This window comes from Martinezella rhizogenes, from assembly GCF_007002745.1.
Lineage (GTDB): Bacteria > Pseudomonadota > Alphaproteobacteria > Rhizobiales > Rhizobiaceae > Agrobacterium > Agrobacterium cucumeris.
This window is the reverse complement of sequence record NZ_SGNY01000004.1, coordinates 67,904-82,134: the sequence shown is the minus strand read 5'-3', so window position 1 is coordinate 82,134 and position 14,231 is coordinate 67,904. Positions and strand designations below refer to the sequence as shown.

13 protein-coding genes are annotated in these 14,231 nt (G+C 59.2%); 7 read left to right on the top strand and 6 right to left on the bottom strand.

Annotation, left to right across the window (positions count from 1 at the left end; genetic code table 11):
• Window positions 1-225: 225 nt before the first annotated feature.
• The gene (uppQ, locus tag EXN68_RS13575; protein WP_142841434.1) at window positions 226-876 is read left to right on the top strand and encodes a polysaccharide biosynthesis GNAT family N-acetyltransferase UppQ; all 651 of its coding nucleotides are present in this window, start codon (window positions 226-228) and stop codon (window positions 874-876) included.
• 51 nt (window positions 877-927) lie between these two features.
• Here the strand turns inward: uppQ and EXN68_RS13570 are convergent, their stop codons facing one another.
• The 5 genes from EXN68_RS13570 to secA form a co-directional block, all read right to left on the bottom strand.
• Complete coding sequence (locus EXN68_RS13570; protein ID WP_142841433.1) at window positions 928-2,199, bottom strand: GNAT family N-acetyltransferase; 1,272 nt, start codon at window positions 2,197-2,199, stop codon at window positions 928-930.
• Window positions 2,200-2,207: 8 nt separating this feature from the next.
• Window positions 2,208-3,623, bottom strand: coding sequence for a Wzx-type polysaccharide biosynthesis protein UppV (gene uppV, locus EXN68_RS13565; protein ID WP_142841432.1), 1,416 nt, complete (start codon window positions 3,621-3,623; stop codon window positions 2,208-2,210).
• A 57-nt stretch (window positions 3,624-3,680) separates the two neighbouring features.
• The gene (locus tag EXN68_RS13560) at window positions 3,681-4,883 is read right to left on the bottom strand and encodes an acyltransferase family protein (RefSeq protein WP_142841431.1); all 1,203 of its coding nucleotides are present in this window, start codon (window positions 4,881-4,883) and stop codon (window positions 3,681-3,683) included.
• 81 nt (window positions 4,884-4,964) lie between these two features.
• Window positions 4,965-5,858: a DMT family transporter gene (locus EXN68_RS13555; RefSeq protein WP_142841430.1), complete on the bottom strand. Its 894-nt coding sequence runs from the start codon at window positions 5,856-5,858 to the stop codon at window positions 4,965-4,967.
• A gap of 239 nt (window positions 5,859-6,097) precedes the next feature.
• A complete protein-coding gene (gene secA / locus EXN68_RS13550; RefSeq protein WP_142841429.1) occupies window positions 6,098-8,806 on the bottom strand; it encodes a preprotein translocase subunit SecA in 2,709 nt (902 codons plus the stop codon).
• A 243-nt stretch (window positions 8,807-9,049) separates the two neighbouring features.
• Here secA and EXN68_RS13545 point away from each other — a divergent pair, with 243 nt between their 5' ends.
• From EXN68_RS13545 to EXN68_RS13520, 6 genes are all read left to right on the top strand, one after another.
• Entirely contained in the window at window positions 9,050-9,916 is an 867-nt protein-coding gene (locus EXN68_RS13545) for a peptidylprolyl isomerase (protein ID WP_142841428.1), read from the top strand.
• Window positions 9,917-10,009: 93 nt separating this feature from the next.
• Entirely contained in the window at window positions 10,010-11,251 is a 1,242-nt protein-coding gene (gene argJ, locus EXN68_RS13540; RefSeq protein WP_142841427.1) for a bifunctional glutamate N-acetyltransferase/amino-acid acetyltransferase ArgJ, read from the top strand.
• 18 nt (window positions 11,252-11,269) lie between these two features.
• Window positions 11,270-12,061 (top strand): GNAT family N-acetyltransferase, encoded by a 792-nt coding sequence (locus EXN68_RS13535; protein ID WP_142841426.1) that lies wholly within the window; start codon window positions 11,270-11,272, stop codon window positions 12,059-12,061.
• Complete coding sequence (gene mutT, locus EXN68_RS13530) at window positions 12,058-12,471, top strand: 8-oxo-dGTP diphosphatase MutT (RefSeq protein WP_046801869.1); 414 nt, start codon at window positions 12,058-12,060, stop codon at window positions 12,469-12,471. The genes EXN68_RS13535 and mutT overlap by 4 nt, the downstream gene beginning before the upstream one ends.
• A 158-nt stretch (window positions 12,472-12,629) precedes the next feature.
• On the top strand, window positions 12,630-12,944 hold the full coding sequence (locus EXN68_RS13525; protein ID WP_142841425.1) for a hypothetical protein: 315 nt from the start codon (window positions 12,630-12,632) through the stop codon (window positions 12,942-12,944).
• A 96-nt stretch (window positions 12,945-13,040) separates the two neighbouring features.
• Window positions 13,041-13,232 (top strand): Flp family type IVb pilin, encoded by a 192-nt coding sequence (locus EXN68_RS13520; RefSeq protein ID WP_142841424.1) that lies wholly within the window; start codon window positions 13,041-13,043, stop codon window positions 13,230-13,232.
• 18 nt (window positions 13,233-13,250) lie between these two features.
• Here the strand turns inward: EXN68_RS13520 and EXN68_RS13515 are convergent, their stop codons facing one another.
• Window positions 13,251-14,132, bottom strand: coding sequence for a methyltransferase domain-containing protein (locus EXN68_RS13515; RefSeq protein WP_142841755.1), 882 nt, complete (start codon window positions 14,130-14,132; stop codon window positions 13,251-13,253).
• Between the last annotated feature and the right edge of the window lie 99 nt (window positions 14,133-14,231).

Below are 14,231 nucleotides of genomic sequence, written 5' to 3'. Positions count from 1 at the left end.
TTATTTGCGCGTGTTTGTGGCGGCTGTTGCCTGTCTGTTCTGGCCCGGTAACGAAGGGAGGGACAGGTTTGTGAGTCCCGTATCGATACACCTGTGGCTGCACCGTTAACGTAATATTAGATACCTCTAACAAATTAGAATATACGCAATTACTAATTGAATTATGATGCCAGCGTGGAATTTCCACGCGGGGCGGGAATAGCCAGAACTCATAGGGAGGAAATTATGAGGGCGCTTTCTCGCAATTTATTACTGTCTGCCTGCCTTATCTTGCCCGTCAACGCACATGCGCTGGATATCGGGATCGGCGGCGAAAACGGGGTGAATGCCAGTGTCGGCGGCAATGGCAGCGGTGGGCTCGGTGTCGATGCCTCGGTTGGCGGCAGCAGTGGCGTCAATGCCAGTGCCGACGTTGGCGGTAGAAGCGGCGGCGGTTTGGGCGCTGATGTCAATGCGTCTGTCGGCGGTAGCAACGGGGTCAATGCGGATGTCAACGCATCCGTCGGCGGGTCCAGCGGCGTCAGCGCCGGTGTGGACGCTTCGGTTGGCGGCTCCAACGGTATCAATGCCAATGTCGGGGCAAATGTCGGCGGATCGAGTGGTCTTGGACTTGGGGTCGGCGTCGGTATTGGCGGTTCGGGTTCCACCGGCACTCCGGGGAATCCCGGAAATCCTGGAAGCCCGGGCAACCCGTCCAATCCCGGCAACCCGGGCAAGATGTCACCTGGCGCGATGCGCAATGCCATTCAGGCCTATAACGACATGTCACGAACCGATCAGATCAGGCTCGCCCGCCGTTGTGCCGATATTCTGGGCGGCGGATATGATGCGGCGCTGACGCAATTGTGCAAGATGATCAGAACGGCATCACGCTGACGCAGGTCTTGCCACGACATAGTCCGAAGGACGCCCCGGCGTCCTTCGCGATTAATTGCCCTTGCGTCCGAAGGACAGGATTTTCTGGCGCAGGCTGCGGGCGAGATTGCGGGTGTTGCGGTACATATCCACCTGCGTGGAAACCTGCCGCACATCCCGGTCGCTGTTATGCGTCAACCCGACAACCAATGTGCCCATTTCCTGCCGTTCCTGCCAGAAACGGCTCATGATCGGATGATCAGGCACCGCACAGCTGTCGCTGCGCAGAATATTGGCATCGTCCAGATGCCAGTCAGTCAGTTTCTGCACCAGCAATTTGCCGGGCGAAAACTGCGCATAATTCTCGTCAAAGGCTGTCTTCCACGTATAGGCCTCGCCGGCCGTCATGAAGACGATCATCGATGCGATCGCCGCGCCGTTGAGATCGATGGTGTGGATACGCACGGCATCGGCTTCGGCCAGGTTGGTGATCGCTTCGCGGGCGAAGGCGGCGCGGTAACGGTCATTCACCAGCGCGGTGCGTTTGCGGCCTTTCCAGCCGCTTGCCTCCAGCGCCAGGAATTCCTCCATACGATAACGTATGTCCTTCGGCTGGCGGGTCACGGTGTAGGAGATGGCTCCAAGTTTTTCGAGCTGACGCCATTGGCGGCGCATTTCCCGCAGATGGTGCGGCGCAAGCGAACTGCGCAGATAGGCCTCGCCATCCAGAAGGCTTTCCAGCATCGGCCGCTGGTAATTGCCCGTCGTCGTCACCGGCAGGTTGCGGCTGAGCGCGATTGCCCTGAACATGCGGGCGAATGGGCCTTCAAGCCGCACATCCGGCAGCACGAGCACATTGGGCAGCCGCATTTCCCGGTCGGAAAGCGCGTCGAAAAGATTGTCGAGCGTTTCCGCAGCCCCCTCGGTATCGACCAGCGGCGTGCCGAGCGGACCGAATGGATTGGCCCAGACGCGCAGAATGGAAGGTCCGATGGAAAAGCCCGGCTTTTCAACAGTAAAGGGCATCAGAAAGCGCATGCGGCTTCGGGCGCCGTTCTCGTCGCGAATGAGGGCGAAGCGCACGGACTTGTCTTCGATACGCGGCATGGCCGGTGCCAGAAGGCGGCCGGTGAAGAAGACATTCGCCTCCATGACACGGTTGGACAGGAAGTCGAGTTCTTCCTGCATGTCGTAACCGAGCTGGCCCGGATAGATGCAGAATTCACGGCCGTCGCGTCCCACGCGCCGGCTGCTGTCTGCCACGGGACGGTCACGCTCCGCCGACGCCATCAGCGCCGCGATGCGCGGATCCTGAAAATCCGGATTTTTTGGATCGCTGGACATGCTTATCGTTACACCGCCTTCCCAGTGTCTTGACCCGCCCGGGGATCGTTGAAGGCAAAAAGGACGATCCCGAGTGTGCGGCGAATGGCAATATGCAATAGCACAGCTTCTATACACATGGCTATTGCGACCGCTGCCGCAGCCCCTGCCAGACCATAGACCGGAATGAGCGCCATGTTGAGTGCAATGTTGCAACCAAAGATAATAATATAAAGAGCAACACACAATTTTTGTTTGCCGGCCATATTCAGCAGGGTCTCGCCCGGGCCGATCAGCGCTTTCGCGAGGAAGCCCGCAAAAAGGAAGAACATCAGCTGATAACCCTGAACGAATCCGGGGCCGAACAATGACAGCAGGAATGGGCCGGCCAGAAGCACGACGCTGCCGACGGCAAGCGACGGCCAGAAGGCCCAGCGTGCCGCCTGGCTGGCGAAACCTGCAAGCGCCTGCCGGTCATTGGCGGAAATCAGGGCGGCCAGACGCGGGGCTGCCGCCGCCTGCACGGAGAAAAACACGAATTGCATCAACACGATGGTTTTCGCCGCCGCGAAATAGATGCCGACCTGATCCGGCGGCAGATAGAGACCGACGATTACCACGTCGGAATTGGTCATCAGGAAACCGATGCCGTCGATCAGGAACACGGGAAAGGCAAACCGCATCCAGTGGCTGAAATGGATCCGGCGGGCGACGCTGCGGAAATTCCGGTTGAGCCGTCGGTTGAGGAAAGCGAAATGGAACAGCGTGGTGACATAGGTGGCGAGAAGCGCGGTGATCATCGCCGTTGTCGCGGTTTTTTCCGCGCCAAGCCCGATCGCCACCAGCATGAACAGCAATATCAGCACCGGGCGAACGATATAGGTGGGGCTGAGGGCTGATATTGCCCAGCCATTGGCGCGCGCAGTGCCGTTCAGCACATCACCAAGCGCCACCATCGGCAGGGTGAAAAGTGCCAGTGCAACGGGAATGAGATAATAGGCGGCGATACGCTCACCGAAGAAATACAGGAAAACAAAGCCGCAAAGCGCCAGCGTGCTGGCCGACAGCATGGCGAAAATGCGTGCTGTCGAGGTCAGCCCCATGATCTTGTCATGGGCGTCCTCAAGACGGTAGCCGGGTAAAAAACGGATAACGGTGGTGTGGAAACCGAGACAGGACAGGTTGCCGAACAGGATCACCAGAACCCAGACAAAGGCGAAGAGGCCATATTCGAACTCGCCCATCAGGCGGGCGAGGATTATCTGGGAAATGAAGGCGATGCCGGCGCTGACGATGCGCACCGCAAAGGCGACCAGCGCCATGCGCTGGGCGCGCGAGACATCATCCCTTGCGGAAACGAGGACGGCGATTTTTGCTCCCAGCGGCGAGAGCTTCGCGCGCAGGCCCGCGGGTAAGGCTTTTTCCGCCGTGTTGAGGATAGCCATGATCCACACGCCATCATTTCCAGTTAAATAGGCAGCCGGATTGTAACCGCCTTATCCTTAACGAAGGGTTTGGGAGGCGGCGGCGCCTGTCCCGATGTCGTTTGGCGCCCGTGGTTTGCGGGTGCCGTTGAGAAGAAAAAGCGCCAGCGGACTGCGGCGTATCACCTGGTGCAGCAGATAGGCCGTAAAGGTTGTCGCCGCGACGATGATGGTAAATTCGAGGATGGGCGGCAGCGAGATCAGGATGAAAAGCGTGCCGAAAGCGTAAATCAGCGGGTGGTGAAACAGGTAGATGGTGAAAGAGGCATCCGTCATCCGTCCGGCAATCCGGCTTGGCCTGTCGAAATAACGGCAGGCGAGGTCGATCAGCAGACGGCTTGCCGCCACCGCCGCAATCGTCGAAACCAGCACGAGCATGGCCGAACTGGAAAAGGGGTTTTGCAGCCGCAGCGTCACCGCGGTTGCGATGGTGACGAAGGCGATTATACCGGTGAGGGGGCCCGTCTGGCGGAAGCGGTGAAAGAGAACCCGGTCGCGGTTCAACAGCGCCCCGATGAGAAAAAACGGCAGATAACGCGCATAGGGATCGGAGGCCCGTTCATAGAGGATAAACAGGCCATTTCCGGTTTTCCCCGCAAGCAGGCCGGAAAGGTAAACCGCCAGCTCCCACAAAACGGGAAAGGCGCAAAGCGCGAAAAAAAACAGGGCCGGATAACGTATTCGCGCCCTGGCGAACCAGTCTGTGGCATATGCCAGTGGCGGGCGTTCCGCGAGGAATAACAGGCCTGCAAGCAGGACGGAATAGGCAATGAGGGCGGGCAGGAACCACAGATGCATGATCCATTGTTCGCTTGGGCGCAGCAGACCCGGCAGGCTCTGCATCAGCTGGTCGGCGGAGATATCACCCTTGGCGATGCCAGCCAGTTGCAGCAGGAAAAGTTGCAGCGGCCCCAGTATCAGCACGGCCACGATGAAGGGCAGCCCAAGGCGCAGGAAACGCTGCCTGAGCCACGGCGCTTTGCCCTTCTTGCCGATGACCATGGCGGAAAAATAACCGGCCACCAGAAAAAACGCCGGCATGCGGAAGGTGACGAGCGCCGCGCCAAGTGCCGTCAGCACCGGGCTGGTTTCAAAATCCTTGATATCCCAAGGCAGGGCGTGGCTGTAGAGCAGGGAGGCGTGATAGGGAATGCCGAGCAGCATGAGGAGAGCCCGCAAGGGATCCCAATAATGCTCATAATCTGACTTGCCCGGTTGCATTTTCCCCTCGCGTCGCAAACGCGATCACGCGTGATCAGCGATAGCCACCACGACTATTAGTGGAAAACGCTAATAAACCCTTCATGCGCCGGATGGCGTGGGCGGCGCTTTTTTCTTGGGCAAAAGGTCAAGCACGAGCGCGCAGCCCAAAATGATGATGCCCGCGCCCAAAAGCTGGGGAAGTGACAGGGGTTCGTCCAGCACCAGAGCGCCGATAAGAACCGCCACGACGGTTACGGCAAATTCAACGCTGATGGTCTTCGTCGCGCCGATGGTGGAGACCAGCCGGAAATAGGTGATGTAGGTAAGGCCGCTCATGACCACCGCCTGTATCAGAAGATAGACGTAGTCGATGAGAGCCGGCGTTCCAGGCAATGGCACGGCCAGCAGAAGCGGCAGGGTCATCAGGCCACCCGCCAGAAAGGAGCCGATGGTGATTTCCCAGGAGCCGACGCCTTTCAGATAGCGGCTGGCATAATTGCTGCCATAGGCGGCGCAGATGCAGGCCGCGACAGCGGCGGCGCAGCCGATGATGAAACCGGTTGTGACGGGAACGGCGGGAAAACCAACGAGCAGGATGATGCCGGCAAAGCCGATGACAAGGCCGGCAATACCCTGTCGCGTCAGCCGCTCAAGCCCCCATATCTGCGAGATGAGCATGGAAAAGAGCGGAATTGTCGCCACCAGAATGGCGGCCATGGCGGTGCCGACCAGCGGTGTCGCATAAGAAAGACCGATCAACTGCCCGGCAACCGTTGTCGCGCCAACCACGGTGAAGGCACGCCAGCTGGCCGAAAATGCGAGCCTGCGGCGCGCGGCCCACGCGATGAGAAAGAGGGTGACGGCAGTGACAAGCGAGCGAAGCGTGACGGCACCGATCCAGCCGAACGCCGCAACGACATGCAGAAGCAGCAGGAAAGACATTCCCCATGCGAGCGCGAGAAAAATATAGGCGGCGAGATCGCGAGGGGCCATGGGGCATTTCCGTCAAAAGTGCTTAGCGGTTGTACGTCCGGAAAATGCGCAAAAACAAAGATCGTGAGCCCGTCCGACGCTTCCATCTGGGCCAGATGCGCTCATGAAAGCGTTTTCTGGAAGATGGTCAGGCTCCCATATTGGAAATCGCTGATATCCGTCAACAGCAATGAACGGGCGCAAAGAAAATCGCCCGTAACACGGGGTTACGGGCGATAATCATCGTAAGCGGGCCTGAATTACGCCTGTTCGTAGACGCCGTGGCAATGCTTGAATTTTTTGCCCGAGCCGCAGGGGCACATTTCATTGCGTCCGATGCGGCCCCAGGTGGCGGGATTGTTCGGATCGCGTTCCTCGGCCGGTACGAAAGCGACGGGTGCGCCATGCGCCATCTCGTCTTCGCCGGTGACGGGGTCGAGATGATGTGCGGTCATCTCAGGCAGTTCCGGCTGCTGCGGTTCCTGCTGCACCAGTTCCACGCGCATCAGCTGGGCGGTGACGCCTTCGCGCAGATTGGCAAGCAGTGCCTGGAACAGCTCGAAGGCTTCCGCCTTGTATTCCTGCAACGGATCACGCTGGGCGTAACCACGGAAACCGACGACGGAGCGCAGATGGTCGAGGTTGACGATATGTTCGCGCCACAGATGGTCGATCGTCTGGAGAATGACCGAACGTTCCACATAGGTCATGATTTCAGGACCGAAACGTTCCGCACGCTCGGCGGCGTATTTGTCGGCCGCCTCGGTAACGCGCTGAAGAATGTCGTCCTCGGCGATGCCTTCTTCCTTGGCCCACTCCTCCACCGGCAGGTCGAGGTTCAGGAACTGGGCGATACCAGCCTTCAGACCGGCAATATCCCACTGTTCGGCATAGGCATTTTCCGGAACATGCTTGGTGACGAGCGTTTCGATGACTTCGTTGCGCATGTCGGCTGCGGTTTCGCCGATATTGTCGGCTTCCATCAGCTCGAGGCGCTGCTCGAAGATCACCTTGCGCTGGTCGTTCAGCACGTCGTCATATTTCAGAAGGTTCTTGCGGGTCTCGAAGTTGCGGGCTTCGACCTTCTTCTGGGCGCGTTCCAGCGCCTTGTTGATCCACGGATGGACGATTGCCTCGCCTTCCTTCAGGCCGAGCTTCTGCAGCATCGAGTCCATGCGCTCGGAGCCGAAGATGCGCATCAGGTCATCCTGCAGCGACAGATAGAATTTCGAGCGGCCCGGGTCGCCCTGACGGCCGGAACGACCGCGCAGCTGGTTGTCGATACGGCGGCTTTCGTGGCGCTCGGTGGCGATGACGTAAAGACCGCCGGCGGCCAGCGCCTTTTCCTTCAGCACCTTGATTTCGGCGCGGATAGCCTCTTCCTTCGCGTCACGCTCAGGGCCGGGCTCCATGCCTTCAAGCTCGCGCTCAAGGCGCATGTCGACGTTGCCGCCGAGCTGGATGTCGGTACCGCGGCCGGCCATGTTGGTGGCGATGGTGACGGCGCCGGGAACGCCGGCCTGCGAAACGATATAGGCTTCCTGCTCGTGGTAACGGGCGTTCAGAACCTGGAAATCGGTAAAGCCGGACTGACGCAGCATATGGGCCAGAAGCTCGGATTTCTCGATCGACGTCGTGCCCACCAGAACCGGCTGGCCGCGCTCATGCGCCGCCTTGATCTCGGTGATGATCGCGAGGAATTTCTCTTCGCCGGTACGGTAGACCTCGTCGTCCTCGTCGATACGCTGGATCGGCAGGTTGGTCGGCACTTCGATGACATCAAGGCCGTAGATATTGCCGAATTCTTCCGCTTCCGTCGAAGCCGTACCGGTCATGCCGGCGAGCTTTGCGTACATGCGGAAATAATTCTGGAAGGTGACGGAGGAAAGCGTCTGGTTTTCCGGCTGGATCTGCACTTTTTCCTTGGCTTCCAGAGCCTGGTGCTGACCTTCGGAATAACGGCGGCCCGGCATCATGCGGCCGGTGAATTCGTCGATGATGACGATTTCATCGTTACGGACGATGTAGTCCTTGTCGCGGGTGAAGAGCTTGTGGGCCTTCAGCGCATTGTTGATGTGGTGAACGATGGCGACGTTCTCGACGTCATAAAGCGATTCGCCCTTCAGCAGGCCCGCCTGCCGCAGCAGGTTTTCGAGCTTCTCGGTGCCGTCTTCGGAGAAGTTGGCCGAACGCTGCTTCTCGTCGATTTCGTAATCTTCAGGTGTCAGCAGCGGAATGAAGGCGTCGATGGTGTTGTAGAGATCGGAGCGGTCGTCCAGCGGGCCGGAGATGATGAGCGGTGTGCGCGCTTCATCAACGAGGATCGAGTCGACTTCGTCGACGATCGCGTAATTATGGCTGCGCTGCACCATCTGGGCGCGGTCGTATTTCATGTTATCGCGCAGATAATCGAAGCCGAGCTCGTTATTCGTCGCGTAAGTGATGTCGCAGGCGTAGGCCTCGCGGCGCTGGTCGTCGTCCAGACCGTGCACGATGACGCCGGTCGTCAGCCCGAGGAAGCCGTAGAGCCTGCTCATCGTGGCGGCGTCGCGCTTGGCGAGATAGTCGTTGACGGTAACGACATGCACGCCCTTGCCGGCGAGCGCGTTGAGGTAGACCGCAAGGGTCGCCACCAGCGTCTTGCCTTCACCGGTCTTCATTTCGGCAATGGCGCCGCCATGAAGAATCATGCCGCCGGTCAGCTGCACGTCGAAGGGGCGCATGTGCAGGACGCGGCGCGACGCCTCACGGGCGACGGCGAAAGCCGGGATCAGCAGGTCATCCAGCGTCTTGCCATCGGCAAGCTGCTGGCGGAATTCCGCCGTCTTTGCCGCCAGCGCTTCGTCGGACAAGGCCTTGGTGGCCTCTTCCAGCGCATTGATGGCTGCGATCTTGCTTTTATAGGAGCGGACGCGGCGTTCATTTGCCGAACCGAACAACTTGCGGGCTATTCCGCCGAGACTGACCATCTTACTGGCCCTTTCTGAAATTCCGTTTTCGCGGGCGCTTTTCTCCGTCACGCTGATTTCAGCAACAAATGACGGACTTCGCCCTTCAACGTATCTGGACGCGAGGTTGCGTGACAGATAAGAGGGGGGGCAAATGATGTCAACGGTTCTGCCCGTTACAGAATGGCCACAATCCGGTGTTTGGAAGTTTTTTCAGAGCCGGAAACCATGTCTGGAGCCGGCATTGTCCCCGAAAGGTTCAAAATGTTGCGCTATAATAAAATTGCGGCTGCGGTGATTGTGGCCACGCTCGGCCTCCAGCTTCCGGCTTTTGCACAGGAAGACAAGGTTGTCGCCAAGGTCGGCGATCTGGAAATCCACCAGTCCGAACTCGACCTCGCCATGGGCAACCTCGATCCGCAGCTCGCGCAGCTTCCCGACGAGCAGAAGAAGGTTGCAGCCCTTTCCGGCGCGATCGACGTCAAGCTTCTCGTGAAGAACGCCAGCGCAGAAGGTCTCGAAAAGACCGAGGATTTCAAGAAGCGCATGGAATTCATCCAGGACCGTGAGCTGCACAATGCCTATTTCCGCAAGCATGTGGTTGATGCCGTTACCGCTGACGAAGTGAAGGCACGCTACGACAAGGAAGTGGCAGCTCTGCCGCAGGAAGAAGAAATCAAGGCTGCCCACATCCTGGTCGCCAGCGAAGATGAAGCCAAGGACATCATCAAGCAGCTTGATTCGGGCAAGGATTTCGCAGTTCTCGCCAAGGAGAAGTCGACCGATTCCAACAAGGATGACGGTGGCGATCTCGGCTGGTTCGGCAAGGGCCGCATGGTGCCGGAATTCGAAGAAGCCGCTTTCGGCCTCGAAAAGGGTGCTTACACCAAGACCCCCGTCAAGACGCAGTTCGGCTTCCACGTCATCAAGCTTGAAGACAAGCGCATTGCCCCGCCGCCGGCTTTCGATCAGGTCGAGCCGCAGGTTCGTCAGCTTGTCATGCGTGACAAGTACGTTGCCCTCATCGAGAAGGCAAAGGCTGACCAGAAGATCGAAATCATGGATGAGACGCTGAAGAAGGGCTACGACGAAGCCACGAAGGAACAGCAGGCTCAGCAGCCGCAGCAGTAATAAAGACCCATGTTACGGGGCGGCTTTGAGGCCGCCCCGTTTCATCTCCGGCACTTCCATACCTCCCCATTTCCAGAATTTCAGGCGCTTCCCATGTCCGTTGCCGTTTCCCCGCTCGCTCCGAAATCCTATCCCGACATGCCTGCGCTGCGCGGTGTTCGCATGGCGACGGCCGCCGCCGGCATCAAGTACAAGAACCGTACCGACGTTCTCCTGATGGTGTTCGACAAGCCGGCAAGCGTGGCGGGCGTCTTCACCAAATCGAAATGCCCCTCGGCTCCGGTTGATTTCTGCCGCGCCAATCTCGGCGGCGGCGCAGCGCGTGCCGTGGTGGTCAATTCCGGCAATGCCAATGCCTTTACCGGCGTCAAGGGCAAGGCCGCGACCGAGCTGACGGCGAAATCCGCCGCCGCTGCCGTCGGCTGCTCTGAGGGTGAAGTGTTCCTGGCATCGACGGGCGTGATCGGCGAGCCGCTGGATGCCTCGAAATTTGCCGGTGTTCTCGGCGACATGAATGTCAGGGCGGAAGCCGATTTCTGGCAGGAAGCTGCCAAGGCGATCATGACCACCGACACCTACCCCAAGGTCGCGACCCGCACCGCCGAAATCGGCGGCGTGATCGTGACAATCAATGGTATTTCCAAGGGGGCGGGCATGATTGCCCCCGATATGGCGACGATGCTCTCTTTTGTGGTGACGGATGCCGATATTGAGCCTGCCGCCCTGCAATCCCTGCTTTCCGCCGGTGTCGGCCCAACCTTCAATTCCGTGACTGTTGATAGCGACACATCCACGTCAGACACGCTGATGCTGTTTGCCACGGGTGCGGCGGCCGAAGACGGCCAGGTAAAGGTAACGAGCGCCGATGACGAGCGCCTGTCCTCCTTCCGCGCCGCGCTGAACGATCTCCTGAAGGATCTGGCGTTGCAGGTTGTTCGCGATGGCGAAGGCGCGCGCAAGATGGTGGAAGTCACCGTCACGGGTGCGGAAAACGATGCCGCTGCCAAGAAGATAGCCCTTTCCATCGCCAATTCGCCGCTGGTGAAGACCGCCGTTGCCGGCGAGGACGCCAATTGGGGCCGTGTCGTCATGGCCGTCGGTAAGTCCGGCGAAATGGCTGATCGCGACCGCCTCGCCATCTGGTTCGGCGGCGTGCGCGTGGCCGTGAATGGTGAGCGCGACCCGGATTATTCGGAAGCGGAGACCACCGCCGTGATGCGGCTGGAAGACATTCCGGTGAAGGTGGATATCGGTCTCGGTGAGGGTACGGCCACGGTCTGGACCTGCGATCTGACCAAGGAATATGTTGCGATCAACGGCGACTACCGGAGCTGACCGTTGGAGCCGAAGAAAATGCAGGACAACAAGGCCGTCAATCTGCCGCTGGTTCGCCGTCTGGAAGCCGTCAGCTTCCGGGCATGGCCTGCCTCGTCGGTGATTTATGACGGCAGCTGGCAAATCCGCCTGACGGGTTCACATCCATCCAAGCGTATCAACTGCGTGGTGCCGCTCGATCCGTCGGATTATGGCAACAGCGCGGTGCGGCTGGAGAAGGCGCGCAAGCGTTTTGAGGATTTCGGCCGCCCGCTGGTGGTGCGCGAAACGACGCTGATGCCGCCGCAACTGAAGGACTTTCTGGTCAAGGACGGCTGGTCCGTGTTCGAGGAAGTCAAGGTGATGACGGCCGATCTTTCCGGAATGGAGCTTCCGGAGACGCTCGTGAGCCTGCCGAGCCACGATATCGGCCGTTTTGTGGAAGCCAGTCTCAAGGTCAGCGATGGCGATGCGTCCCTGCGTCCGGCGATTGCCGAGATCGTCAGCTCCATCAAGCCGACGCTCGGCCTGTTCATCAACGAAGAAGTTGAGGGCAGCCCGCTTGCGACTGTTATTTGCGTTCAGGATAACGATCTCGCCGGCATCATCTCCCTCGATGTTGACAAGTCGCAACGAAAAAAAGGTCTTGGCACGCAGATTTTAGCCTCGGCGTTGCGCTGGGCGAGAATCAGCGGCGCAAAAAGTGCATGGTTGCAGGTGGTTTCCACCAACGCGGCCGCGATTGCGCTCTATGAAAAATTCGGTTTCACCGAAGCTTATCGTTACCGCTATTGGCACAAGGGTGCTGAGGACAAGGGCACTGAAGAATGAGTGAGGCGGGCAAAAAAATCCTGCTGGTCGCTGCCTGCGCGCTTCTCGATCAGGACGGCCGCATCCTCCTGGCGCAGCGGCCGGAAGGCAAGTCTCTTGCCGGCCTGTGGGAATTTCCCGGCGGCAAGGTGGAGCACGGCGAGACGCCGGAAGAGACCCTTGTTCGCGAGCTTGATGAGGAACTGGGTATCAAGACCAAGGTCGCCTGCCTCGCACCGCTGACCTTCGCCAGCCATACTTATGAGACCTTTCACCTGCTGATGCCGCTCTATGTGTGCCGTCGTTATGAAGGCATACCGCACGGGCGGGAAGGGCAGGCGCTCAAATGGGTGAAGCCGCAGGCCCTGCGCGATTACCCCATGCCGCCGGCCGATGAGCCGCTGATCCCTTTCCTGCAGGATCTGCTTTAAGGCGGCGCCCGCCCCCTTACGCCGTCACAGCTTCGTGAAAATGCCCTTGAAACCACGCTTTGCCGTGCCAAAACGGGGCTGCGTTAAGAGATCGTTCAGCACCCTCTGGCAGATTGTTAATCTAAAGAAGCGGTAAACTGCGCGAGACGAGGTTGGTCATGAACGAGGATTTCTGGAAGACGGTGGAAGGTCGTCACTCTTATTCCGATAAATCCCGTCGCACCGGCGTTCTAAATGTAGCGCTGCTTTTCGGCACGGCCGTTATCGCGCTTTCCCTGATCATCACCCCCATGCTTGCCGGAAAATCATCCACCCGCGTGGCACAGTTTCCCGACAATTATGACATGATCAGCACCGGCTCGATCAAGAAGACGGACACGGGCAAGACCTATTCCATCCGCCGCAGCATAACCCAGCCGATGCCGGAAATGCCCTGCGTCGTGACCGGTTATAATAACGATAGCGGTTGCTGATCGTTTACCATCATCGGTAACCGATTCCTCATACTGGTCGTCTTAAGATATATTCGATTTCAATAAAGCATAGTGCCGGCCGGGGGGATAAACCGGATGGCGGATGGGGAATATCCTGTGCTGCGTTCTTTTATCGATTTCTGCAAAAACGAAGACGGGGCTACCGCAGTCGAATACGGTCTGATCGTCGGGGTGATTTCCGCGGCACTCATCGCTGGCGCCGGCACCATCAGCAGTAACATCAACACGGTTTTCAAGTTTATCGCCGATACTTTCGCCAACAGTTGAAAGTGCTGGGGCAAGCGCTCAGGACAGTTTCACCTCGGTTGTCTTCAGCGCATCGGCCAGACGCACCTTGGCGGAGCCGGGCTTCAGCGGTTTCTGCTGGCTCTCATGCGGCGCCCAGCCCGAAACATAGATAATGGAAAAAGTCGCCCTTATCCGTCCGTCCGGATCGGAATAACGTTCGGCGTAAAGCTCCGCTGCCCGCAGGAAAAACGCGCGGTTGAGCGGTTTCCGGCTGCGGCTTGCCAGGGGATTGGCCATGCCCATGGCGCGCAGGTCGCGCATCAGCGGGAAAATCGAATCGTACCGCACCGTATAGGTTTCCGAGTCGGTGACCGGAAGCGCAAAGCCGGCGCGTTGCAATAGCGCCCCGACATCACGCACATCGGCGAAGGGAATGACGCGCGGGCTGGCACCACCGGTCAGTTCCGCCTCCGCCGTCAACAGCACGTCGCGCAGTTCATGCAAGGTGCCGCTGCCGGGAATGGCGCCGAGAAAAAGGCCATCCGGCTTCAATGCTCGCCGGATCTGGATCAGCGCGCCGGGCGTATCGTTGGTCAGATGCAGGGCAAGCGGTGAAACGACGAGGTTGGCGGAAGCTTCCTCAAGCGGCAGATGCTCCATTGAGGCTGCCTGCGGAATATTCCCATCCGTCGCAAAACAGCTCTCGGTCTCGATACGGCGGATTGCATCCACCTTGCCTGTTTCAGCCAGGCGCTGCGCAGTGATGCCGGTTCCCCCATGCAGTTCGATTGCGGTCTCGAATTGGCGCTCGACGATGGCGAGCCTGTCAGCGAGTTCTTCAGCTGCCATATCGAGAAGAAACAGGGCGTTGTCGTCACGCCGGTTCCATGCCCGGCGGCGGTTTTGTTCGATCAGGGCCTGGTCAAAGAGAATATCCATCGTCTTGCCTGCTCGGCCAATAGCGCCTTCGGGATCGGCGGGCCGTATCTTTGCTGTCATGCCCCTGGGGCATCGTTTTCCGGTATCTGGCCGGACCAT